Raw genomic sequence first — 23798 nt, 5'->3', positions numbered from 1 at the left:
GCGAAAGTTCGGCAGCATCGCGCGGCCCAGCTCAGTCAGCTGGACCGAGCTCTTGGTGCGGTMAAACAGGCGCCCGCCGATGGTTTCCTCCAGCCGCTGGATCGCCTTGGTCAGCGCCGGTTGCGAGACGAAAGCCCGCTCTGAAGCGCGGGTGAAGTTCAGCGTCTCGGCAACGGCCAGGAAGTAGCGGATCTGGTAGAGCTCCATCGCGTGCAGTCGCACCAAGGCCTCTCGTCCTTACACCGGCCGCGATAACCATCGCACATGGGCCGATGAATTGATGCGATTTCACGGCACGGGCGGCGATCCAGACACTGGCGGCCATTCGCTCACCCCAGGCCGCCATGCACCACGATCCCACCGCCCACGTCCGCACCCTCGCCATCGTCGGCGGAGGTTTTGCGGGCACCACGCTGGCCAAGGCGCTGTCCGGTCGCCTGCCGCCCGGTTGGCAGTTGCTGCTGGTCAGCGAAGAGAGCTACACCACCTTCAACCCGATGCTGCCCGAGGTGGTCGGCGCCGGCGTGTTCCCCGAGCATGTGGTGGCACCGATCCGCGAGATGCTGCCCGGCGTGCGCTTCGTGATGGGTGCGGTGCGCGACGTGCTGCCGAGCGCGCGGCGGCTGGTCTGCGACACCTTGTCGGGCCCTTTGGAGCTGGCCTACGACCAGTTGGTGCTGGCGGTCGGCCAACGCGCCCGGCTCGACCTGCTGCCCGGCATGGCCGAGTACGCGCTGCCGCTGAAGCTGGTAGGCGACGCGATGCACATCCGCAACCGCGTGCTGCAAGCGCTGGCCCGCATCGAGCTGACCTACGACCGGGCGCAGCGGCAGGCGCTTGCACACGTGGTCGTTGTCGGTGGCGGCTTCTCGGGCGTCGAGGTCGCCGGCGCGATCGCCGACTTCCTGCACAGCGCGCGCCGCCACTACCCGAAGGCGAGCGAGTCGCTGCTGCGCGTCAGCCTGCTGCACGACGGCGAGCGCCTGCTGCCCGAGCTGCCGGCCACGCTCGGCGAGGCGGCTGCTCGTTCACTGGCCCAGCGCGGCGTGCAGGTGCGCTGCGGGGCCAAGGTGGCGCAGGTGCATGTCGACGGCGTCCAGCTGAGCGATGGTGAACACCTGGCCAGCGCGACCGTGGTCTGCACCATCGGCACCCAGACGAACCCCCTGGTGACGCGCCTTGCGCTGCCCACGCTGCGCGGCCGCGTCGTCACGCAGGCCGATGGCCGTGTCGACGGTGTCCCGGGCTTGTGGGCGATGGGCGACTGCGCCGCGCTGTCGAACGCGCTCGACGGCCGCATCTGCCCACCGACCGCTCAGTTCGCGGTCGCCCAGGCGCGCCAGCTGGCCGACAACCTGCTGCGCACGCTACGCGGCGAGCCGACGCGCCCCTTTGCCTACAACGCGCGCGGAATGATGGCCACCACCGGCCACCTGAAGGGCGTGGCCACCTTGTTCGGCCTGCGCCTGGTCGGCCTGCCGGCCTGGCTGCTGTGGCGCGGCTACTACCTGCTGCGCATGCCCACGCTGGGCCGCAAGTTGCGCATCTGGGTCGAGTGGACCTGGGGCCTGTTCTTCCCGCTCGACATCACGCACCTGCGCTTCACCCGCACCGCCGACGTCGACCGTGCGCCGGCCACCCACACGGCCAACCCCACCACCCCTCACACCCACTAGGAGAACCCCATGTTCATCGGCAAGACCGCGCTGGTCACCGGCTCCACGTCCGGCATCGGCCTGGGCATCGCCCGCACGCTGGCCGCGCAAGGCGCCAACGTCGTGCTCAACGGCTTCGGCGACAGCCGCGAGATCGAGCGCCTGCGCCACGAGCTGAGCGAAGTGCACGACGTGCAGGTGCGCTACGACGGCGCCGACATGAGCCAGCCCGAGCAGATCGAACGCATGATGACCCGCGCGATCGCCGAGTTCGGCGCAGTCGACCTGCTGGTCAACAACGCCGGCATCCAGCATGTCGCAGCGGTCGAAGAGTTCCCCGTCGACAAGTGGTACGCGATCCTCGCGATCAACCTGTCGGCCGGCTTCCACACCGTGCGGCTGGCCGTGCCAGCGATGAAGCGCAAGGGCTGGGGCCGCATCGTCAACGTCGCCTCGGCGCACGCGCTGGTGGCCAGCAAATACAAGTCGGCCTACGTCGCCGCCAAGCACGGCGTGGCCGGCTTCACCAAGACCGTCGCGCTCGAACTGGCCGAGGCCGGCATCACCGTCAACGCGGTCTGCCCCGGCTATGTGCTGACGCCGCTGGTCGAGCAGCAGATCCCCGACACCGCCAAGGCCCGCGGCATCAGCGAGCAAGAGGTGATCCGCGACGTGCTGCTGGCGGCGCAACCGACCAAGCAGTTCGTCACCGTCGAACAGGTGGCCGCACTGACCGCGTTCCTCTGTTCCGACGATGCCGCCTCCATCACCGGTGCCGTGCTGCCGATCGAAGGCGGCTGGACGGCGCAGTGAATCTCGGCCCGCCTGGGCCTCATCGATCCCTACTCAAAGTACCGAAGGAGAACCCCCATGAAGACCCGCTCGATCATCCGCACCCGTTCGTCCCGCTGGACCCACGTCGTCGCCGCTCTGGCGGCGATGGCCGCCTCGCTGGCCGCGGCCAATGCCCACGCCGGTGAATGCCCGGCCAACCAGGCGATGCCGAATGCGCTCGCCGGCGCCGCCACCGCGCCTGTCGGCGTGGTCGACACCGAGCTGTCGGCCATCGACCTGGCGAAGGAAAACGTGCACCTGGACAACCGCCGGCTGCGCCTGCGCCACATGACGATCGCGCCCGGCGGCGTAGTGCCCTTCCACAGCCACGAAGACCGGCCGGCGCTGATCATGGTCAACAGCGGCGAGATCTACGAGCACTCGAGCAAGTGCGCGGTGCCGATCCTGCACAAGGCCGGCGATATCTCGCGCGAGTTCCTTGGCACCAAGCACTGGTGGAAGAACAGCGGCGCCCAGGCCGTCGAGCTGACGATCGCCGACATCGTCAACGACGGCAAGCCCGCCACGATGATGGAACACATGTAAGCCGCGCCGCGCTTCGCCCGACCAACAGAACGCTGCCCGCCGAGACACACCATGCCCTCCAATCGATCGTCCAAGAAGACCACGCCCACGTCACCCACGAACGGCCATGAACGGCCCGGCCAGGTGGTGCTGGTGCTGCAAGGCGGCGGCGCGCTCGGCGCCTACCAGGTCGGCGTCTACGAGGCGCTGCACGAGGCCGGCATCGAGCCGGACTGGGTCATCGGCACGTCGATCGGTGCGATCAACGCCGCGCTGATCGCCGGCAACCCGCGCGAGCAGCGGCTGGAGCGGCTGAGTGCGTTCTGGAGCCATGTCGAGCAACAGTCCCGCCTGGCCGGCCCGCTGGATTGGCTGGGCATGGGCAACCTGCTGGCCAACATGACCACGGTGATGCGCGGCATCCCGGCGTTCTTCGAGCCCAACCTCGGCGCGCTGCGTGGCACCCAGGCTGCGCTGGGTGTCGACCAGGCCGCCTACTACAGCACCGAGCCGCTGCGCCACACGCTGCGCGAGTTGGTCGACTTCAACCAGCTTCAAAACGGCGGCATGCGGCTGACGGTCGGTGCGGTCAACGTCTGCAGCGGCCGGATGCGCTACTTCGACACCCGCGAGGAGACAGTCGGGCTCGAGCACATCATGGCTTCCGGCGCACTACCGCCGGCCTTCCCGGCGGTGCGCATCGACGGCGAGGCGTATTGGGACGGTGGCCTGTACTCGAACACGCCGATCGAGGCCGTTCTCGACGACAACCCGCGTCGCGATGCGCTGATCTTCGCCGTCAACGTCTGGCACCAGACCGCGCCACAGCCCGAGTCGATCTGGCAGGTGATGGGGCGGCAGAAAGACATCCAGTACGCCAGCCGCGCCGACAGCCACATCGCGCGGCAAAAGCAGATCCACCGGCTGCGCCACGTGATCCGCGAAATGAACCGGCTGATGCCAGCGGCCAAGCAGCAAGAGGCCAAAGAGCTCGCCGCCTGGGGCTGCGGCACCACCATGCACGTGGCCCACCTGGTGGCGCCGCGCCTCGAAGGCGAAGACCACACCAAGGACATCGACTTCACCGCGGCCGGCGTGCAGGCGCGCCGCTCGGCCGGGCTGGTGGATGCGCGCCGCATGATCGAGCGGGCGCCGTGGCGGGCACCGGTCGATCCGATCGAAGGCGTGATCGAGCACAGCCTCGACAGCCTGCAGCCGGCATGAGCTTTGGTGCGTGGCTACTGGCAGCGGCAGCAGCGGCCTGCGCGCTGCTGATGGGCGCGGCGATTCAGCGCGGCGCCACCTGCACCGTGGCCGCCGTCAACGAGCTGATCGACCAGCGCCGCGGTACGCGCCTGGCCAGCTTGCTCGAAGCGTCGTTGTGGGTCGCCGGTGGCCTGCTGCTGCTGCGCGCATTGCCACTGCCCGCACCGATGCTGCCGGTGCCCTATGCACTGAGCGGCTGGACGGTGCTCGGCGCCGCGCTGCTCGGCCTGGGCGCCTTCGTCAACCAGGCCTGCGTGTTCGGTGCCATCGCCCGTTTGGGCAACGGCGAGTGGGCCTACCTGGCGACGCCGCTGGGCTTCTACCTCGGCTGCCTCAGCGTCGGCGCGCTGTTCGCAGGCGCGCGGCCCCAGCCGCTGCCGCCAGATTCGCCACTGTGGGCGGCACCGCTGGCGCTGGGCGCAGCCTTTGCAGCGTTCGTGTTGTGGCGCCTGGCCCGTGCGTGGCAACACCGCACAGCACCGGCGCGCCGCTGGTGGACGCCGCACGTGGCCACCGTGTCGATCGGCCTCGCCTTTCTCGCGCTGCTGTTGCTCGAAGGCGCCTGGGCCTACACCGACGCGCTGGCCGAGGTGGCGCGCGGCATGCTCATGCACCACGGCATTCGCCTGGCCTTGTTCGGCTGCCTGCTGGGCGGCGCGGTGTGGGGCGGCTGGCGCGCCGGCTTGTGGCGCGCACGGCCCCTGCGCGCGACCGATCTGCTGCGCAGCCTCAGCGGCGGCCTGCTGATGGGCTGGGGCAGCCTGTTGATCCCGGGCGGCAACGACGGCCTGATCCTGCTCGGCCTGCCGCTGCTGTGGCCCTACGCCTGGGTGGCGTTCGCGACGATGTGCGTGGTGATCGCCCTGGCCCACTGGGCCACCCGCAGCGCGGCGCGCAGGTTCACAATCAACGCATCGTCTTCACCGACGGCGGCGCCATGACCACCCTGCCCGACTTCAACAGCTTCCGCCAGAYCGCGCTCGACCAGGGCTTCGACGAGGTCAGCGAACGCACCTGGGCGCCCGGCCAAGAGCTGTCGACCCACACCCACCCGTTTTCCGCCCGCGGGCTGGTGGTGCGCGGCGAGATGTGGCTCACCCGCGGTGGTGAGGCCCAGCATCTGCAGCCGGGCGACAAGTTCGAGTTGGTGCGCGATGAGCCGCACGCTGAGCGCTACGGGCCCGAAGGCGCAACCTACTGGGTCGCTCGCCGACACCAGCCGCGGGCCGACGCCGAAGACTGAATCGCCCCAACAGCAACAAGGCTCAGCGCAGCAGCCGCTGCGCCAGCATCGAAGCCTGCCCGAAGTAGGCCCCGCCGAACAGCAGCGCGTGGTTCAGCAGGTGGTACAGCTGGTACAGCCCGCGCCGCCGCGCATAGCCAGCGTGCGAGCCCATCACCGCGTGCCACGCCGGCCCGAAACCTGCGGGCGGTGTGCCGAACAGCTCCATCATTGCCAGCTCGGCTTCTGCGTCCGACACCGACACCGCCGGGTCGAAGACCACCGGCTTGCCATCCTTGCGCATGCCCCAGTTGCCGCTCCACAGATCGCCGTGGATCAGGCTGGCACGCGGCACATGGTCATCGTCGAAGAAGCGCGGCAAGGCCAGCGCCACCGCCCCGATGGCGTGCAGCAACTCGGTGGGCGCCCCGGCCGACTGCAGGCGCGGCACCAGCGCTTCGAGCCGCTCGCTGCGGAAGAACGCCAGCCAGCCTTCGAGGCCGCCGCGCGCGCTCCAGTGGTTGCGCTGCAAGGTGCCGCCCAGATAGTTGTCTCGCGCCCAGCCGAAACGCCCGTCCCCCTTGGGCCGCGCCGCGTGCAAGGCGCCCAGGGCCTCGCCCAGGCGCTGGCCGAAGCCGGCATCCGGCGGGCGCAGGTCCAGCCACTGCATCGCCAGCAGCGACAGGCCCGTCCCGTCGTGAACACCGCAATGCGCGACCGTCGGCACCACCACGCCGCCCTGGGCGGCCAGGGCGCGCAAGCCGTCGGCCTCGGCGTCCAGCCGCGCCACGTCGGCAGCCGGCAAGGTCTTGACGAACAGCAGCGTGTTGCCTGTCGCTCGCCAGGTGCTGCAAAAGCCGCTTTCGCTGAGCGCCTGCACCGTCCACGGGCCGCCCAGGGCCCGTTGCAGTGCGACGGCCAGCGGTGTGCTCACAACTCGACGATGGTCTTGAAGCCGCCAAAGAACATGCGTTTGACGTCGAACGGCATCGCCGTCGGATTCATCATGTCGGCCAGCCGCGGGTCGGCCATCACCTGCTTGTTGATGCGGTCACGCTCACGCCGGTTCTTGAAGACGATCCACGAGAACACCACCACTTCGCCCTCCTTCAGCTTCACGGCCTGCGGGAACGAGGTCGTCTTGCCCGGCTTCACGTCATCGGCCACGCACTCGACGTACTGCAGCGCACCGTACTCCTTCCAGATCTTGCCAGCCTTGGACGACAACTTCTTGTAGGCCGCGACCTTGTCTTGCGGCACCGGGATGACGAATCCATCGACATAAGCACTCATGCAGGTTCTCCTTCGGGTTGAGACGACGAGGACGACAACTGCCCGGCGCGCAAGCCCACGGCGCCCAGCCCACCGGCCAACGCGGCAAACACCGCGCCAAGCAGAAACGCGAGTTGATACCCCTGGTTCAGCGCGTCGACAGCCGCGACGCCCGCTGCTTGCAGCGTGGCCGTGCGCGCCGCCGCGCCACTGGCCAGCACCGCCAGGCCCAGCGCGCCGCCCATCATGAACGCGGTGTTGACCACGCCCGAGGCCAAGCCCGAGTCGGCCGGATCGACATCGCTCATCGCGGCCAGCAGCACCGGGTTGAACGCGATGCCGCCACCCAGCCCCAGCAACAGCATGCCGGGCAGCACGTCGACCAGAAAGTCACCCTGCACCGGCGCGCGCGCGAACAGCGCCAGCCCGATGGCGGCCAGCCACAGCCCCACCGCCAGCGGGCCGCGCAGGCCCCACTTCATGACGATGCGGGCCGACAGGCCCAGCGAGAACACCGCCATGATCAGGTTCGCAGGCAAGAAGCCCAACCCCACCTGCCATGGGCTGTAGCCGAGCACCAGCTGCATGTACAGCGCCGAGATGAAGAACCAGGCGAACATCGCCGCGGCCCACAGCACACCCACCACGTTGGCGGTGGCCACGTTGCGCCGCTTGAACAGCGTGAGCGGCATCAGCGGCACGCTGACCTTCATCTCGATCAACACGAACGCGACGAACTGCGCAGCGGCGATGCCCAGCAGCCCCAGCGTCTGCGCCGAAGTCCATCCCGCCGCATTGCCATTGACCACCGCATAGACCGCCAGCATCAGCGACAACGTGATGCTGCCGGCGCCGGCCCAGTCCAGCTTCGGCCGCTGCACCGCGGCGCCACCGGCCGGCAGCAGCTTCAGGCACAACGCGACGACCGCCGCGCCGATCGGCAGGTTGACCAGGAACACCGCGCGCCAGCCCAGCGTGCCGGTCAGCAAACCACCCAGCAGCACGCCGATGCTGCCGCCACTGGCGCAGACGAAACCGTAAACGCCCATCGCCTTGGCCCGCTCGGCCGGCTCGCTGAACAGGTTCATGATCAGCGACAACGCGACCGCCGACACCACCGCACCGGCCACACCCTGCGCCGCCCGTGCCGCGATCAACACCGGCTGCGAAGGCGCCACGCCGCAGGCCAGCGACGCGAGCGTGAACAGCACGATGCCGGTGACGAACAGCCGCCGGTGCCCGTACAGATCACCCAGCCGCCCGCCCAGCAGCAAGAAGCCACCAAAGGTCAGCATGTAGGCGTTGACCACCCAGACCAGCGAGGTCTCGGTGAACACCAGGTCGGCGCGAATCGACGGCAGCGCGACGTTCACGATCGTCGTGTCCAGCACGATCATCAGCACGCCCAGGCACAGCAGCATCAAGGCGAGCCAGCGGCGGCGGTGGTCCAGCAAAGCGGGGTCGGTCGTCATAAGCGATGGGGGTGAAGAGGGTTCCTCGAGGCGTTCACCACCACGACGAACAACAAGGCGCTGATTCGACATCAGCGCCACGAAACATGTCGAGGGCAGGGTTTCGATGGGGGCCGGCGCCGGCGGGCGCCCCAGCAATGAGACCAGCGCGGCTGCGGCAAAACCGCCACACCCCGCCCCTTCGGCCAGCGCGAACAGTAAAGACTCTTTACTTCATTTGGCAAGCAGCCGCAGAATTCGCCCCCTCATCCACTCACCTTGAACCCAGGGCCAAAACCATCGGCCCTCTTTCTGGAAAGACACCGACATGCGCGCCGACATGAGCAAAGTGCTGGTCGAAGAACCCCGACACGGGCGGCACTACGCCCGCACCGTCGCCGGCGCCCGCCGCCTCGAACGCCACCGCATCGACCCCGACGGCGAAAGCGCGCCGTCACGCTTCAGCATGAAGCAAGGTCGCGGCAACAAGAGCTTCGGCGAGCACCTAGGCCCGCTCTACGCCTACCTGCGCCAGCAGGTCGACCGGCCGTGGAACAAGGTCTACAGCGAGCTGTGCCAGGCCATCGACCGGCGCAGCACGGTGCAGAACCATCTGTTCCAACACCTGTACGACCGCGTCGAGGTCGACACCGAATGGCGCGACGGCCAGGTGTGGATCCGCGACTGGCGCGGTCCACAACCGCTGTCCGAAAGCCGCGCAGAGCTCTACGTGCACCCACGCACCGGCATCCTGCTGGTCAACCGGGCGCGGGTGATCGCCAAGCGCCAGCGCAAGGCGAGCCAGGCGCAAGCTGTGACGGCCCGCGAACGCGACCGCCGCGTCGACCTGCCGGGCATGGCCCAGAACGAACAATGGCACCGCGTCGACGGCGTCTGGTACGCGGTGACCTTGGTCGCACTCACCGGCACCGGCGACCCGAAGCGCGATGTGCCGGTCTACGACGCGCTGCTCAAGCGCAACGTCACCCGCGGCAATCGCGAGCTGCTGGCCGAACGTTACGGCCAGACCTGCACCTGCCGCCGGCGCTACCGCTGCGCCTGCCTGTGCCTGTATGCCGCGGCCAAGCGCCAGCTCGACAGCCGCACGCTACGCAAGCATGGGTTGACCGCCTGAGCACCAGGCCAGTCTCACTCAGGCCTTGAGCCAGTCGACCAGTTCGCGGCCAAGGAGCTTGGCGATCAGCTGGTCGTCCGGCAGGTTCACGAACGCCTCCGGGTCCGTCGCCATCACGATCCCGGTGTTCTTGAACTCTTTCGCGATGGCCTCGACGAACTCGAACTCCTCGTGCTCGCAAGCGCCGATGAACAGGAAGTAGACGTCGTCGCGGCGATGCTGCGAGGTCAGCAGCACCTCGCGGGTGCGCTGCTTGTCGCGGTGGCTGTCGCCCGGGTCGTTCTCGCCGTCGGTGACGAACAAGACGATCGAGCGCTTCTTCTCGTGCGTGTGCTCAGGGCCCGACTTCGGCACGTCGGGCACCAGGCCCAGCAGACGCTGCCAGAAGCGCGGCTTCACCGGCTCGTGGTCGTGGTTGCAGGGCAGCCAGCCGAAGATGCGCAGCGCCTCTTCCAGCGCGAAGCTGTAGGTGGTGCCGCCCTTCCAGCCCTTCACCTTGTCCACCACGTTGTCGACGATGTAGCCACGAACGTTCGACTCGTCGATCGTGCCCAGGTGCTGGACCGAGTCCTTGCCGTTGCTGAAGGTGATGAGGTCGATCTTGCCGTCCGGGTCGAGCACCTTGGCCAGCGGCACGAAGCGCTCGAGCAAGATGTCCGTCGTGCCCTCTTCGTGTTCGTGCTCGAAAGAGCCCGACACGTCCATCACGACCAGAAGCTCAGCCCGGATGTCAGGGGACACACCGGCCTTGTCGAGCGACAGCCGGAAGGTGGTGGCCGACTTGTTCAGGTCGAGCTTGAAGGGTTGCGTCATGTCGTGTCCTTAAGTCCTGAGCTGGTTGAGGATGTCCCGCAGCCGATAGCTCATGTTCAGGGCCTCGGCGGGAAAAGCGTGCTTGGCCTTCGCGTGGGCCTGCAGCGTGGCCATTTCGGTGATGAGTCCCGGCATCCTCACCAGCGCCACGTTCTGGATGGCGCTGATGAGCTGCAGCGGTTGCTCCACATGGGTCCCGTAGGCACCGTCACCCTGTCGAGTCTTTGCCAAGGTGGCGCCAAGGCTCATGTGGCGTTCGGCGAAACGCTGCGCGAGGGCTGGCGACTGCCCGGCCAGGCKCTTCGAAAGAAGCAGTGCCGCCAGGGCAGCGGCCTCTACCTCGACCTGGAGTTGCTCAAAGGCGCTGGCCCGCTGCTGCAACCCGCCCTTGAGCGCCAGCAGACGGTCGAAGCCCGCGTGCATGCGCTGGAGCAGCAACCGAAGCTCACCCAGGGCGCCGGCCAACTTCGCCGGCGTATCGATCTTGCGGTTGATCGACCTCGCCAAGCCCCCGAGCAGGCCGCCTTTGGCATGCCCGCACACGGCCTTCAGGTCGATCGCCTCAAGGATGTCCGCCATGCGGGTCAGGTCGGCGCGGGCCTGTTCGATGAACGGAGCCGACACCGGCGCGGCACTGCCACCGAAACGATCCTGGCAGGCCTTCTGAGCCTCTTGCCCCCAGAGCGCCGCCCGACGCTGGCTGAGCATCGCGACGGTGAGCGCTTGCAGAAGGCGAGTGGCCTCTTCGCACACGGCCTCGGATGCGTCAGCCGACAGCGCTCGCAATTCATCGGCGCGCACGTCGATGCGCTCAGGCCGGACACCTTCGATGGCCGTCGGCTGTGCAGCGGCGGGTGCGGAAGCGGATCCCGCCGCCGCCTTCTTGCCGCGTGCCCCAGCGGCAGGCGCCTTCACGACGGTCGGACGCAGAGGCCCTGGCTTGTCCCGCGTCACGCGCGCGTGCTCAGCAGAAGTGGCCGAGGACGTCGTTGAAATCGCCCTTGAACCCCACACCGACCGGCACGTACTCCCAGCCGCCGCTGGGGGCGAGCATCACGGTGCCGAGCTGCACGACGTTGAACTCGCCGAACTCATCGGAGAGCAGGTACTTGCCAAGCACGCGGCCCGAGTCGTCCGAGATCGTGACCACGCAGCGATCGATGTCGGCGAACGCCGCCTCGTCATCATCGTCGTGCTCTTCCTCGTGCCCCTCGCCATGGTCGGCCTTGTGCACCGTGGCGAAGAGCGGAATCTCGTTGGCGGCCGGCGGCACCTTCGAGCCGTCGACGGTCAGCACCTCGGCCTTGCTGCCCTGCACGCGGATGTCGCCCGAGTGCGAGAGGCCACCCGACGGCGTGGCAAACGAGCCGTCCGGATTCGTCTTCAACGCCCCGGTGCGCGACATCCGGGTCGTGTTGTAGGTCGAGAGGATGCTCTCCAGCGCCATCACCTTGGCGCCATGGCCGCTGTTCACCGTTTCGAGCGCGTGCACATCGACATCGTCCTGGTGATCGGCCTTGCAATCCCACTCGACCTGCACACTGAAGCGTGCCCCCTTGTTCAGCGAAAGCTTGAGCCTGCGAACGGGCGCCGCATCCGGCTTCTGGAGACTCAAGGTCAGCATCTGATTTTCATCCCTGTGTGGTTCGATCGGCTTGCTTCACGCCCTTCATGCAGACAGGGCGCCGAGTTGATGGCTTCGGAATATGCGCCGACGAGGGCCTGGCGACAAGGCGGCCCAGGGGCGGAGGAGAGGTGAAGCGGCAGAGACAACGGCAAGGCCGAAGCTCAAAATCCAGTTTATCGCCGGCCGGTACGCGAGCAGCGCAGCGGACACCCGGCGCCGTGGCGAACTTCCCGAAGAATGCCGACGCGTTCTTCTGGCGCTGTGACGATGGTCACTCGTGTACGTCATAGCTTACAAAGTGGTCAGGCTGGCCCAATGCGTAAACCATGGCCGACATGGTCTGTCTCTCCAACGACTCGGCCGGTTGCTGAACGCGCGTCGCGAAGCCGTTGGCCTAAGCAACAAGGCGCATCATCGACCACGCAATAAAGCCCTGGCCCGCCAAGCCGTAGTCGCTCACTGCAAGCTTGCTCGATAGGTGGCTGGGTCCAGATAGAAGTGTTGCTCTACCGGACCCGTCAACTCGAAGAAGCGCGGAGCGATGCGGAAGTCAAAGACTCGGCAGAGTCTGAACTTCTGCGGCTCGCTCCTTGAGAGCCCCAACTCATTGGACGACACGTAGAAGGGCGTTTCTTCGCCGAAGGCCGTTGTCTTGACTTCGATGAGTCGCTCCGTGCCGTCCATGTTGAACGACAGTACGTCATAGCCCAGGCCATCGCCCGCTGTTTGCGACTTGTGTTCTACCCTGTCCGCCAGCTGCCCTAGGCCACTCTTCAGCAGCCGCCAGCGCTCAAAATCAACGATGAATCGTTCGCCCGCCAGCCCCAGCGAGCGGTTGCGGGTTTCTCTCTCAAGATAGTCGCGGCGAACGGGATGCCGGTGATATCCGGCGGAGGGTTCCGATGTCCGTATCCGCTTGGCTGGCGCCTCTGCCAGCGCAGCCGCGAAATCCACAGCCTCCGCCTCCGCGGCCGGTAGCTCGACCGCCGCTTCCGCGGCCTGGTCGAGCAGCGGTAGTCCGTTCAGTTGAGCCGCCACGACGTCTGCCAGCAGCTCTTCCTCGGTGTTCTCCGCCGGAACATAACCTCGAATGCGTGGCAGCCCAAGGCGACCCATGACTGCGCTCACATTGCGCCGTTTGAATTCCACCGAGGCTTCACTGCGCCCATTGAGCAGAGGCACTAACGCCCTCCGCCGCTCGGCTTTGTTGTAGGTTTGACCAGTCAGTTCGAGAGTCAACATCTGCAGGTAGTCTGCGACCAGCAACTCCACTTCTGTCCGAGACCAGTTGCGCCTCGTCTGAGGCTCTTGAACCGCATCAACTTCTTGCAAGTTCAGCACTTCAAAGTTGAGCGACCGCAACAGGGGAACGACGGTTGAGAGTCCGCCGGAGAAGTCTGTCGGCCTCAGCGCTCCTTCGTCGGGGAACTGCATGCCGTAAGCGACACCGACGATCGCTTTGGAATCACAAACTTCGCCCGTGACCGGATGGCGAACAAAGAAGTCGCGAGCTTCGCCGAACCCATAGCGCTCAAGAAAGCCCGCCCTACCCAAGCGACGAAATTCGTCCAGTGCCGCGAGAACGGTCTGCCTAGTAAGTAGATCAAGGCGGCGCTTCATGGACCTCAGGCCGTTGCAGAGGGCGGATGCTTCATCGCGTTCTTGGCCAGCTTGTCACTGACGGCACGCTCCAGGTCCGTGCCGGTCTGATCGGCTACTTGCAGCAGGTACAGCAGCACATCGGCCAATTCTTCGCCGATGTGCTGTTTGATCGCCGGATTTTGATGTGCCTCTCGAGACTGCTCTGGTGTCATCCACTGATAGATCTCCGCCAGCTCTGCCGCTTCAACCATCAGGGCCATCGAAAGATTCTTAGGCGTATGGAACTGCTGCCAGTTCCGATCTGCCGCGAACTGCCGCAACGTGGTCTGAAGGCCTTGAATGTCCATCGAACTTGCTCTCGCTTCTTTCTCGACAGTTGCCATCTTGCCAGGGTCACCTCCGCCACGCACCTTCACACACCCTAGACTTGTCGCCGGTGTCAACGATAGGAGGGATGCATGCTGCTGACCGTGGCCGAGTTCAATCGCGCAGTTGAATCGGACCTTCCGGAGCTGTTGGACGAACTCCGCCGGCTAACCGGTCGATCCGGCGACGCGGAGCTTCAGGCTTGGCAGCGAAGCTTGCCGAAGTTGGCCCAGGTGTTGACCCATCCAGGCCTGAGCGCGCTCCACCTTCACTTCGCCCGCCGCGAGCATCACGTAGCACTCGAGTACCAGCTGCCGGGCGCATCTGCCTGGTGTGATGTCGTCCTTCTGGGGCGCGGCAACGGCCAGCCCGCGGCGATCATCATCGAGCTCAAGGATTGGGATACCAATCTCGACAGGCCCGGCGCCTGGGAAGGCCTCATTGATCGACGCGGCGCGCAAGAACTCCATCCATCAGATCAAGTGCGCGGCTACGTTCACTACTGTCAACGGTTCCACTCCGCTGTGTTGGACCGTGCAGCGCGCGTTCATGGCTGCGTCCTGTTCACAAGCGCCTTCGTAACGGCACCCTACTGTGCTGCTCCCAACGAACAGCTGTCGCACGACTTCCCGCTGTTCACCACGAGCACGCAAGACGCCGCCACTGCGATTCCATCGTTCATCCGTGCACGTTTGACCGAGGCTGATTCAGCCTTCGCTCAAGAATTCTCGCGCGGCAACTATCAGCAAGACCGCAGTTTCATGGCGCAGATCGGAGCCGAACTACTCGATGAAGAAGGTGGGCCGTTCGAGCTGCTGGACAACCAACGACACGCGTTCTCGTTGTGTCGCGCTCGAATCAACCACCTGTTGGTCAAGCGCGGCACCGGGCGGCGCAAAGTCTTGTTGGTAGAAGGGCCACCTGGATCTGGAAAGTCAGCGGTTGCCGCGCGCCTCTGGGCGTCGCTTGTGACCGATCACGCCCTCCGGAAGGCAACGTCGTGCTGGTCACGACCTCGATGAGCCAAGGCAGCAATTGGAGCCATTTGATCGACAAGGTGGCCGGCGATCGGGTTGGTCGCGGAGTTGCACGCAAGGCCACAAGCTTCACTCCTCTGACCACGTCGCGCCTCAGCGCACTGCGCAAGGCGTTCGCCAACGACGCCCTGTTCAAGAATGCAGGCGAATGGCGCAAACACATGGCCGAGCTGCAGTCCATGCAAAAGCTGGTGAGGTATCAGCCTGGATCCGAAAACGACGCTTGCCTTGTGTCACTGGTTGATGAAGCCCATGCGCTGATCAATCCGGAGCGCGAGCACGGCGTGGGGCAGTACGGATTTGTCACTGGCCTTGGACCGCAAGCTTGGCAAATCATGCGGGCCAGCAGAATGACTGTGTTCTTCATCGACCCGCGACAAAGCTTCCGCGCCAGGGAGAACACAACCGTCGCAGACATTCGGCAATGGGCTTCCGAACTCGACGCCGATGTGGAGACCGTCTCTCTGGCTGGTGCGCAGTTCCGATGCGCAGGGTCTGCTGAGTACGTTGCATGGGTCGAATCGCTTCTCGCTGACTCACCCACCGAAGTCAATCAGATCCACGCCAGCACGTGGAGATCGGATCCCGTCGCGAACGCGCAGCCAGCGGCCACAGGCAACGTGTTTGCATTTCCGCGTGGCGGGCGCGCCGGACTGCCTCGAGATCTCCTTCACGAGGCCGACCCTGCGCTGCTCGCTGCCGAGAACGCTGGCTCGTACACCATGCCGAAGGCAACTCGGCAAGCCTTTAACTATCGGCTGTATGACGATCCGTTTGCGTTAGAGCGTGCACTTCGTGAACTGTCGCCAAACCATACGGTGAGACTTCTCTCCAGCTACTCGCGCCCTTGGAAAACTCAAGGCGTCATCAACCCGCACTTGGCGAAGCCTGAAGGCCAGGATTTTTGCGAGCCAATCGTCGTCAACGGCGAGACGCGCTTGTGGACGAAGCCTTGGAATGTCGTTCCCAAAGGCGACTACACGCCGTTTGTGCAGGCGAGACCAGGTAGCGCGATGGCGACTGATCCTTTGTGCGAAGTTGGCTGCCCCTATGCCGTACGTGGCTTCGACTTCCACTATGTTGGGCTGATCTGGTTGGAGGATCTGGTTTGGCGCGACGGCAAATGGGTCGTGCAAGTCAACCACGTTCATGAAAGCGGAGTCGGCCTGATCGCACGCCGTGCTGCCAATGAAGGGCAGCTGGCTCCAGCGGGTCCCCATGGCGAGTTGCTGCTCGAAAAGGTCACGCAGGCCTACCGAATTCTGATGACACGCGCCATCCATGGACTCTTTGTCTGGGTCAGTGACGCTGAAACCCGCGAGCATCTTCGCGCTTCGCTTTGACGGTCCAGACTCATGCCTTCCCCAGCTAAGAGCATCCTGACGCAATCGCTGAAGGGAGGAGCCGCGTGAAAGGAAGAAACGGCGCCGTTCTCTACCTGGACTTTGATGGTGTCTTGCACCCGGAGGCGGTCTACTGGCGGCCGCAGCGTGGCGCCTACCTCGACGACAGCTTGGCTGCTGCGGGCCACAGACTCTTTGAGCATGCCGAACTGCTCATAGAACTCCTCGCGCCCTACCCGAATGTAAGCATCGTCCTCAGCACTTCGTGGGCCAGGCAGTACCGATTCAGCCGGGCGGCAAGCCGACTACCACCCAATCTTCGACAACGCGCTATCGGCGCGACATTTCACTCGCGAATGGACAAGGTGCTGTTCGACGGGCTCTCTCGAGGTCGTCAAGTCCTGAGCGATGTTGAGCGACGCCAACCTGCGACGTGGCTGGCCATCGACGACACCGACGAGGGTTGGGGCAACGCTCGTGGCAATGTAGTCATTTCCCACACACGCCATGGCATCGCAGAGCCGTCAGTACTCCAGGCGCTGAGGGACTCGCTGCAGCAGGTCTTTGACCCTAGCAACGTCAAGGTGCGGTCCATCGTGATTCCCTAGAGATGCTCGGCGTTCCTTTCGCCCAAGCCCACCAGCGCATGCAGCTACCCCACCACCGCCGGCAACACATACGTGTCCAAGATCTCGAACGGCCGGTTCTGGGCATCTGAGTTGTAGTTCTCGCCCGTGAACACCACCACCAGGTCGAGTGACGGGATGACGAAGATGTACTGGCCGCCGTTGCCGTTCGCGAAGAACATCTCAGCGGTGTGGCCGGCATAGCGCTCGGTGCTGCGCCACCACAGGTAGCCGTAGCCGTTGCGGGTGTCGCCGAGGAAGGTGGTGAAGTGCGTGTGCAGGCTGGTCGAGCGGTCGATCCAGTCGCTGGAGACGACCTGGTGGCCGTTCCAAGCGCCGCGTTGCAAGGCAAGTTGGCCGAGCTTGGTCATGTCGCGTGGCCGCAGCTGGATGTGGCCGCCGGTGTCGGTCTGGTGGTCGTTGTCGAAGCTGGCCCACTGCGCGTGGCGGATGCCCAGCGGCGTGAACAGGTTCGTGCTGGCAAAGGTCGGGATGGCCGTGTGGCTGGCCTCGACGATGACGCGGCCGAGTGTGACCGGGTTGCCGGTGCAGTACTGCGTCTTCATGCCGCCTATGGCGACCGAGGGCAGGCCGAGGTAGAAGCCGACCCAGTCGGTGTGCTGGTACATCTTCGATTCGTTGCCGGGCGAGCTGGCCGTCCAGTCGTCGCAGGCCACGCCGCTGCGCATCGTCAGCAGGTCTTCGAGCACCAGGCCCTGTTGCAGCACCGGGGCCGTCGGATACGCCGCGGACAAGTGCTTGGCCAGCGGTTCGTCGACACCATCCAGGGCCTTCTGGTCGATCGCGATGCCGACCATCAGCGAGGTGATGCTCTTGGTCGCCGAGCGCAGGTCGTGCAGCGTGTCTTTGTCATAGCCGTTCCAGTACTGCTCGAGCACCGGTTGGCCATGGCGCATCACGATCATGCTAGCCAGGCCATGCACTGACTCTGCTGGCAGCGTCGACACGGCTTGCGCCAGCAGCGCGCCGTCCATGCCCACACTGGCGGCCGGCACGAGGGTCCATTGCTCAGACGAGTCGGGTGGCACGTGGATCGGGCCGTCGTCACCGCCGTCGCTTCCACCACCCCCACCGCCACATGCCGCGATCAGCAACGACGCGAGGGTGATGGTGCCGAGGCGGGCCAGCCAACGTCGGTTGGTGGAGGGGGCGCAACGACGCGCGCCCATGGAATGCCTGTCGGGCTGCTGGTGCGCGTTCATTCGGTGTCCCTCCGTGTCGATCACCGCCGGTTCGGCAGCGTCGTGGTGTATCCCGAGCTGCCTGGTTAGGCGGGCACGGTGAAGGGTGATGGTAGTCGACGATCTTGAAGCGCCGCGCCGGCACTAGGCTGAGGTGTCGCCCGACCCCACCACCTCATCCCAATCCGACTCTCGCCCGAAAGCGTGGAGGAAGGAACTGGACCGATCGCGGAATGTCATCGTCAGACGAAGCCGCGCGCGTGAAGCGCCCACGTAAAAGAGGTTGCGCTCTTCCTGGGCGGAGCCATCGAATTGGCCAGCATCGACGTCAGGCATCACCACGTGGTCGAACTCCAGGCCCTTGGCTGCCGGAACCGCAAACAAGCGAATGACGCGCTGATGGCCACGGCGCTCGCTCTTGGCGGCCCACTCTCGCTGGGCCATGCCTTTGAGCCAGCCGGCAAAGGTCTCGAACCCTAGCGCGGTGCGTGCGAAGCTGGTCATCGCCGCCATGGCCTCTTCGACCTGCTCGTCGTAAACGAACGCATGCTTGAACAGGTGGGCAAAGCCAACTTCTTGCAGTCGCAGATGCAGATCATTCGGCTCGATGCCGGCAGCGAACATGACGATGAAGCGGTGCAGCGCCGCGCGTGCCTCATCGTCGACGAATGAAAGCACGGGCCCTTCATGCCGGACGCCACGCACGAAATCCCCGGGATCACCGAGGAAGTAGTCCTTGAACGCGGGCAGATTCTTGTGCCGCACGCCTTGGGTCGTCTCGTGGCCACGGCAACCCGTGAACTCGGCGAAAGCATCCTGGATCGCGAGAAGGTTGGACTGTGCGAGCGTGTCTACCGACTGCGTCACCCAGGCCACCAAGGTTCGCAGGAACTGCACCTCCGGCCGCTGCAGAAACGGCTCGAAGCCATGGGTCTCGACGTGGAAGCCTCTGCGCTCCAGCGCGCTTTCAAGGTCCACCGAAGCGCCGGGGTGCCTCAGCAACACGGCGAGGCTGACGGGCCCTTCGTTCTCAAGGCGCTTTTGGTTGAACTCGCCTTCGATGAGCGCGGCCACAGCGCCGGTGGTGCGTGCGCGCGCGATCACGATCTCGGTGTGGCGCCCCGCGGCAACGGCGTATTCCTTCGACGCGTGCGCACCCAGCGGCCCCGCCAATCGCTCGCCAAACCGGCGACAGGTCGTGAGCGGCATTCGCCGCAGCTTTCCGATACCGGCCTCGAAGTGGCTGTTCATGAAGCCGGCGTCGGCGCCGCCATCCGAATGCACCACCTGGTCGCGATCACCCACCACGAAGACCTGTTCGACCGGGTTCACATCCACCAGATGTTGAAGGACGGTGAACATCGCCCGGTTGAGGTCATGGCCCTCGTCGACAACGATCAAGCGCGCACCGAGCCTCAGTGGGTGTGACTCGTGGTCAAAGATCGGGTCGTCCGCTGTCAGAACACATGCCATGTCGTAGAACGGATCGTCGGGCAGGCGGAACAGCGGGGCCAGGCTGTCGCGAAAACTGCGCGGCTCTTCGCCCAGGCCGCATCGCAGTGCCTCATAGGCCTGCATCACCGCCGTCTCGGTGAAATCGAGCCCAGCTTCAAGGGCTGATGCCTCGGTCAACACAAACTCGTTGCCCAGGGCATTGACCGCCATGGTCCCCTTCAAGCGCCTGAACGCATGCAGCAGGACGGGAATCAACAGAGTCCCCTCACCAGGAATGATGAAGGCGCTGCCGAGGTTGTGGCGCTCTGCTCGGATACGGGCTTGTTGGATGGCGCGCTGAACAGTCTCGTAGACCTGGCGGGTCGGATGCTTCAGGTATTCGCAGTCACCCTGAAGCATCTGCAGACGTTCGTGGCACAACGCATCAAAGGTCGAGATGTTCAGGCGAAGGACGATCTCGCGCTCGACGCCGATCCAGCGAAGCCGCTGCTGAAAGGCCAGAACGGCCGCCGGGCTGTACGTCAAGACCAGGATGTCTTCCAGCGCCATGCCGTGACGCAGTGCGTCCAGGACCTTCAGGGCCAGGGTCGTCGTCTTGGCAGCGCCGGCATTGCCGTCAATGGCATTGAAGCGGGCCGTGCTGGCCAAGATCGCCAGCTGCTCTTCGTCAGGTTCAATCACCACCACTCCCTATCGAACTTTCGATGACCGCAACAGAAGCGCTTTGTCGCCAAAGCAAGAACGGCTTGCAACGCGAGGCTGCAAGCCGTTCGGTGAGAGTGATCTCGGTGGATCGGTCGATCGATCAGGCGTCGATGTTCGCCGCCCGCAGCGCATTGGTCTCGATGAAATCGCGCCGCGGCTCGACCTCGTCGCCCATCAGCATCGTGAAGACCTTGTCGGCTTCGATCGCGTCTTCGATCTGCACACGCAGCAGGCGGCGCACGGTCGGGTCCATCGTCGTTTCCCACAGCTGGCCGGGGTTCATTTCGCCCAGGCCCTTGTAGCGCTGGCGGCCGACCGAGTTTTCGGCTTGCGTCATCAGCCAGGCCATCGCGGCGCGGAAGTCACCCGCCTTGCTTTCCTTCTGCTTTTCGCCTTCACCGCGCTTGACCACCGCGTCGGCGGTCAACAGGTTCTTGAATTCGCGGCCTGCGACAGCCAGCGCTTCGTAGTCTGCGCCGTGCACGAAGTCGGGCGTGATGATGCTGCTCTTGATGTTGCCGTGGTGACGGCGGCTGATGCGCAGCAGGTGCTTGTCAGTGCGCTGGTCAAACACCGCTTCCACTTCGGCGTCGTGCAAGGCGGCCTTCAGCGCCGCGGCGCTGGTCTCGGCCTGCGCCATGTCGTCCAGCGCCAGCGTCAGGCCGTCGCTCAGCGCGCGCAGCGCTTCCACGTCCATCCAGGCGGACAGGCGGTTGATGACGTTTGTGGCCTGCACATAGTGGCGTGCCAGCAGTTCGAGCTGCTCACCTCGGATGGTGGGCTTGGTGTCGCCGGGCTCGATCTGTGCACCGTCCAGCGCCACCTTCAGCAGGTAGGCGTCGAGCTCGGTGCCGTCTTTCAGGTACTGCTCGGCCTTGCCGTGCTTGACCTTGTACAGCGGCGGCTGCGCGATATAGATGTGGCCACGCTCGACCAGGTCGGGCATCTGGCGATAGAAGAAGGTCAGCAGCAGCGTGCGGATGTGGGCACCGTCAACGTCCGCGTCGGTCATGATGATGATGCGGTGGTAGCGCAGCTTGTCGGGGTTGAAATCGTCCCCGCCCATGCCCTTGCCGATGCCGGTGCCCAGCGCCGTGATCAGCGTCAGGATTTCGTTCGAGCTCAGCAGCTTTTCGTAGCGCGCTTTCTCGACGTTCAGGATCTTGCCGCGCAACGGCAGGATGGCCTGGAACTTCCGGTCGCGGCCCTGCTTGGCGGAGCCGCCGGCGGAGTCACCCTCGACGATGTAGATCTCGCACAACGCCGGGTCTTTCTCCTGGCAGTCGGCCAGCTTGCCGGGCAGGCCCATGCCGTCGAGCACACCCTTGCGACGCGTCATCTCGCGCGCCTTGCGGGCGGCGTCGCGGGCGCGGGCAGCGTCGACGATCTTGCTGCAGATGATCTTGGCGTCGGTCGGGTTCTCGAGCAGCCAGTCGGTCAGCAGGCGGCTGACGATGTCTTCGACCGGGGCACGCACTTCCGAGCTGACCAGCTTGTCCTTGGTCTGGCTCGAAAACTTCGGTTCCGGCACCTTGACGCTGACCACGCAGGCCAGGCCTTCGCGCATGTCGTCGCCGGTGATCTCGACCTTGGCCTTCTTGGCGATCTCGTTGTCGTCGATGTACTTGTTGATGACCCGCGTCATCGCCGCGCGCAGCCCGGTCAGGTGGGTGCCGCCGTCACGCTGGGGGATGTTGTTGGTGAAGCAGAGCACGTTCTCGTTGTAGCTCTCGTTCCACTGCATCGCCACTTCGACACCGACGTTGGTGTTGTTGTCGCTGAGCTTGTCGCCACGGGCGTGGAAGATGTTGGCGTGCAGCACCTTCTTGCCCTTGTTGACGAACTCGACGAAGCCCTTCACGCCGCCAGCGTAGGCGAAGTTGTCTTCCTTGTTGTTGCGCTCGTCGACCAGGCGGATCTTGACGCCGTTGTTCAGGAACGAGAGCTCACGCAGCCGCTTGCTGAGGATCTCGTAGTGAAAGTCGATGTTGGTGAAGATGGTTTCGTCGGGCAGGAAGTGGACTTCGGTGCCGCGCTTGTCGGTCTCGCCGATGATCTTCATCGGGCTGATCTCGAAGCCATCGCGCTGCTCGAGCAGGCGGTCTTGCGGAATGCCCTGGCGGAATTCCATGAAATGGGCCTGGCCGTCGCGGCGCACCGTCAGGCGCAGCCATTTCGACAGGCCATTGACGCAGCTGACACCCACGCCGTGCAGGCCGCCTGAGACCTTGTAGCTGTTCTGGTTGAACTTGCCGCCGGCGTGCAGCTCGGTCAGCGCAATCTCGGCGGCAGAGCGCTTGGGCTCGTGCTTGTCGTCCATCTTGACGCCGGTCGGGATGCCGCGGCCGTTGTCGGTGACGCTGATCGAGTTGTCGGTGTGGATGGTGACGCTGATGTCATCGCAGTGGCCGGCCAGCGCTTCGTCGATCGAGTTGTCGACCACCTCGAACACCAGGTGGTGCAGGCCGGTGCCGTCGGACGTGTCGCCGATGTACATGCCCGGGCGCTTGCGCACGGCCTCCAGGCCTTCGAGGATCTGGATCGAGCCTTCGCCATAGGCGGCCGAGGCTTCCGCACCCGTGGAGGCCCCCAGGCCTTCGGCCGCAGGGATCTCGCGGCGGGTGACGCCGTCGTCGTCGGGGCTGCCGGGGGTGGGGGTCTTGGGATCGCTCATGGCATTTCTTCAGGTGGGGGCTCGAGCCGGGACAGGCCCGGCAAGCCCCTTAAAAACGGCTTGGCGGGCTTGGAAGCCCGCCGGTCAGGGGTGGGGGTGGGTCAGGCCCCGCGCGACGCCTAGATGCGCATGGGCATCACGACGTACTTGAAACCCTCTTGCTCGGGCACGGTGATCAGGGCCGCCGAGCTGCCGTCGTGCATCTCGAGCCTGACCATCTCGTGGCCGATGTTGGCCAGCGCGTCCATCAGGTAGGTCACGTTGAACCCCACCTCGATCGCCGGGCCGTCGTAGTCGATCTCGAGCTCTTCCTTCGCCTCTTCCTGCTCAGCGTTGGACGACGCGATCTTCAGCGCGCCGGGCTCGATGTTCAAACGCACGCCCTTGAACTTCTCGCTCGTCAGGATCGCGGCGCGCTGCAGGCTGGCCAGCAGCGGCTGGCGGCCCAGCGTGATGATGTTCTTGTGGTTCTTCGGGATCACGCGGTTGTAGTCGGGGTACTTGCCCTCGACCAGCTTGGTGACGAATTCCATGCCCGAGAAAGTGAACTTGGCCTGGTTGCCGGCAAAGCGCATCTCGATCGCTTCGTCACCGCCGTCCTTGTCGTCCTTCAGCAGGCGCATCAGCTCGAGCACGGTCTTGCGCGGAAGGATCACCTCTTGCTTCGGGATGTCGTTCTCGAGCTGGGCCTGGGCCAGCGCCAGGCGGCTGCCGTCGGTGGCGACCAGCGTCAGCGTCTTGCCCTCGGCGACGAACAGGATGCCGTTCAGGTAGTAGCGGATGTCGTGCACCGCCATCGAGAAGTGCACCTGGTCGATCAGCGTCTTCAGCGTCTTCTGCGGCACCGAGAAGACCGGGCCGAAGTCGACCGCTTCGTTGACCAGCGGGAAGTCTTCGGCCGGCAACGTCTGCAGCGTGAAGCGGCTCTTGCCGCCTTGCAGCGTCAGCTTGGCGCCGTTGGCGGTCAGGCTCACKACCTGGTCGGACG

At 65.4% G+C, this 23798-nt stretch carries 23 protein-coding genes; 10 read left to right on the top strand and 13 right to left on the bottom strand.

The window, feature by feature from the left end; genetic code table 11:
* Positions 1-222 (bottom strand): LysR family transcriptional regulator (locus tag AC1DYI_RS07010; RefSeq protein ID WP_477203365.1); only part of this gene is annotated, 222 nt, incomplete at its 3' end.
* Between the two features lie 122 nt (positions 223-344).
* Between AC1DYI_RS07010 and AC1DYI_RS07005 the strand changes: the two genes are divergently transcribed.
* The 6 genes from AC1DYI_RS07005 to AC1DYI_RS06980 are packed head-to-tail and all read left to right on the top strand — an operon-like array spanning position 345 to position 5523.
* Positions 345-1676, top strand: a complete 1332-nt coding sequence (locus AC1DYI_RS07005) for an NAD(P)/FAD-dependent oxidoreductase (protein ID WP_477203363.1) — start codon at positions 345-347, stop codon at positions 1674-1676.
* Positions 1677-1685: 9 nt separating this feature from the next.
* Positions 1686-2468 (top strand): 3-hydroxybutyrate dehydrogenase, encoded by a 783-nt coding sequence (locus tag AC1DYI_RS07000; RefSeq protein WP_477203362.1) that lies wholly within the window; start codon positions 1686-1688, stop codon positions 2466-2468.
* 57 nt (positions 2469-2525) lie between these two features.
* On the top strand, positions 2526-3035 hold the full coding sequence (locus tag AC1DYI_RS06995; RefSeq protein WP_477203361.1) for a cupin domain-containing protein: 510 nt from the start codon (positions 2526-2528) through the stop codon (positions 3033-3035).
* A 51-nt stretch (positions 3036-3086) separates the two neighbouring features.
* The gene (locus AC1DYI_RS06990) at positions 3087-4238 is read left to right on the top strand and encodes a patatin-like phospholipase family protein (protein ID WP_477203360.1); all 1152 of its coding nucleotides are present in this window, start codon (positions 3087-3089) and stop codon (positions 4236-4238) included.
* A complete protein-coding gene (locus tag AC1DYI_RS06985) occupies positions 4235-5221 on the top strand; it encodes a YeeE/YedE thiosulfate transporter family protein (RefSeq protein WP_477203359.1) in 987 nt (328 codons plus the stop codon). The genes AC1DYI_RS06990 and AC1DYI_RS06985 overlap by 4 nt, the downstream gene beginning before the upstream one ends.
* Entirely contained in the window at positions 5218-5523 is a 306-nt protein-coding gene (locus AC1DYI_RS06980; protein ID WP_477203358.1) for a cupin domain-containing protein, read from the top strand. Before AC1DYI_RS06985 ends, AC1DYI_RS06980 begins: the two co-directional genes overlap by 4 nt.
* A gap of 22 nt (positions 5524-5545) precedes the next feature.
* On the opposite strand, the gene AC1DYI_RS06975 is transcribed toward AC1DYI_RS06980, so the two are convergent.
* From AC1DYI_RS06975 to AC1DYI_RS06965, 3 genes are read right to left on the bottom strand one after another with little or no spacing between them, the layout of a single operon-like run.
* Positions 5546-6436 carry a fructosamine kinase family protein gene (locus tag AC1DYI_RS06975; RefSeq protein ID WP_477203357.1) on the bottom strand — a complete coding sequence of 297 codons (891 nt, stop codon included), beginning with the start codon at positions 6434-6436 and terminating at the stop codon, positions 5546-5548.
* Positions 6433-6795, bottom strand: a complete 363-nt coding sequence (locus AC1DYI_RS06970) for a DUF1428 domain-containing protein (RefSeq protein ID WP_477203356.1) — start codon at positions 6793-6795, stop codon at positions 6433-6435. The genes AC1DYI_RS06975 and AC1DYI_RS06970 overlap by 4 nt, the downstream gene beginning before the upstream one ends.
* Positions 6792-8246, bottom strand: a complete 1455-nt coding sequence (locus AC1DYI_RS06965; RefSeq protein ID WP_477203355.1) for a DHA2 family efflux MFS transporter permease subunit — start codon at positions 8244-8246, stop codon at positions 6792-6794. Before AC1DYI_RS06965 ends, AC1DYI_RS06970 begins: the two co-directional genes overlap by 4 nt.
* Before the next feature lie 307 nt (positions 8247-8553).
* On the opposite strand from AC1DYI_RS06965, the gene AC1DYI_RS06960 reads away from it, so the two are divergent.
* The gene (locus AC1DYI_RS06960) at positions 8554-9360 is read left to right on the top strand and encodes a hypothetical protein (RefSeq protein WP_477203354.1); all 807 of its coding nucleotides are present in this window, start codon (positions 8554-8556) and stop codon (positions 9358-9360) included.
* A gap of 18 nt (positions 9361-9378) precedes the next feature.
* Here AC1DYI_RS06960 and AC1DYI_RS06955 read toward each other — a convergent pair whose 3' ends face one another.
* From AC1DYI_RS06955 to AC1DYI_RS06935, 5 genes are all read right to left on the bottom strand, one after another.
* Positions 9379-10173 carry a VWA domain-containing protein gene (locus tag AC1DYI_RS06955; protein ID WP_477203353.1) on the bottom strand — a complete coding sequence of 265 codons (795 nt, stop codon included), beginning with the start codon at positions 10171-10173 and terminating at the stop codon, positions 9379-9381.
* Positions 10174-10182: 9 nt separating this feature from the next.
* Entirely contained in the window at positions 10183-11088 is a 906-nt protein-coding gene (locus AC1DYI_RS06950; RefSeq protein WP_477203352.1) for a hypothetical protein, read from the bottom strand.
* Positions 11089-11137: 49 nt separating this feature from the next.
* Positions 11138-11797 (bottom strand): TerD family protein, encoded by a 660-nt coding sequence (locus AC1DYI_RS06945; protein ID WP_477203351.1) that lies wholly within the window; start codon positions 11795-11797, stop codon positions 11138-11140.
* Between the two features lie 459 nt (positions 11798-12256).
* Positions 12257-13420: a protein NO VEIN domain-containing protein gene (locus tag AC1DYI_RS06940; protein ID WP_477203350.1), complete on the bottom strand. Its 1164-nt coding sequence runs from the start codon at positions 13418-13420 to the stop codon at positions 12257-12259.
* Positions 13421-13425: 5 nt separating this feature from the next.
* Positions 13426-13749 carry a nucleotide pyrophosphohydrolase gene (locus tag AC1DYI_RS06935; RefSeq protein WP_477203364.1) on the bottom strand — a complete coding sequence of 108 codons (324 nt, stop codon included), beginning with the start codon at positions 13747-13749 and terminating at the stop codon, positions 13426-13428.
* A 111-nt stretch (positions 13750-13860) separates the two neighbouring features.
* On the opposite strand from AC1DYI_RS06935, the gene AC1DYI_RS06930 reads away from it, so the two are divergent.
* From AC1DYI_RS06930 to AC1DYI_RS06920, 3 genes are all read left to right on the top strand, one after another.
* The gene (locus AC1DYI_RS06930; protein WP_477203349.1) at positions 13861-14790 is read left to right on the top strand and encodes a hypothetical protein; all 930 of its coding nucleotides are present in this window, start codon (positions 13861-13863) and stop codon (positions 14788-14790) included.
* Entirely contained in the window at positions 14769-16148 is a 1380-nt protein-coding gene (locus tag AC1DYI_RS06925) for a DNA/RNA helicase domain-containing protein (RefSeq protein ID WP_477203348.1), read from the top strand. Before AC1DYI_RS06930 ends, AC1DYI_RS06925 begins: the two co-directional genes overlap by 22 nt.
* Positions 16149-16213: 65 nt before the next feature.
* The gene (locus tag AC1DYI_RS06920; RefSeq protein WP_477203347.1) at positions 16214-16756 is read left to right on the top strand and encodes an HAD domain-containing protein; all 543 of its coding nucleotides are present in this window, start codon (positions 16214-16216) and stop codon (positions 16754-16756) included.
* 44 nt (positions 16757-16800) lie between these two features.
* Here the strand turns inward: AC1DYI_RS06920 and AC1DYI_RS06915 are convergent, their stop codons facing one another.
* The 4 genes from AC1DYI_RS06915 to dnaN form a co-directional block, all read right to left on the bottom strand.
* Positions 16801-17997 (bottom strand): serine hydrolase domain-containing protein, encoded by a 1197-nt coding sequence (locus AC1DYI_RS06915; protein ID WP_477203346.1) that lies wholly within the window; start codon positions 17995-17997, stop codon positions 16801-16803.
* Positions 17998-18120: 123 nt separating this feature from the next.
* Positions 18121-20112, bottom strand: coding sequence for a UvrD-helicase domain-containing protein (locus AC1DYI_RS06910; RefSeq protein ID WP_477203345.1), 1992 nt, complete (start codon positions 20110-20112; stop codon positions 18121-18123).
* A 124-nt stretch (positions 20113-20236) separates the two neighbouring features.
* Positions 20237-22810, bottom strand: coding sequence for a DNA topoisomerase (ATP-hydrolyzing) subunit B (gyrB, locus tag AC1DYI_RS06905; protein WP_477203344.1), 2574 nt, complete (start codon positions 22808-22810; stop codon positions 20237-20239).
* Between the two features lie 119 nt (positions 22811-22929).
* Positions 22930-23798, bottom strand: an 869-nt coding sequence (gene dnaN, locus AC1DYI_RS06900) for a DNA polymerase III subunit beta (RefSeq protein WP_477203343.1), incomplete at its 5' end; no start/stop codon positions are given.

This window comes from Ideonella sp. P3_A4, from assembly GCF_056403075.1.
The sequence above is the reverse complement of the archived record's forward strand: the minus strand, read 5'-3'. Positions and strand labels throughout refer to the sequence as shown.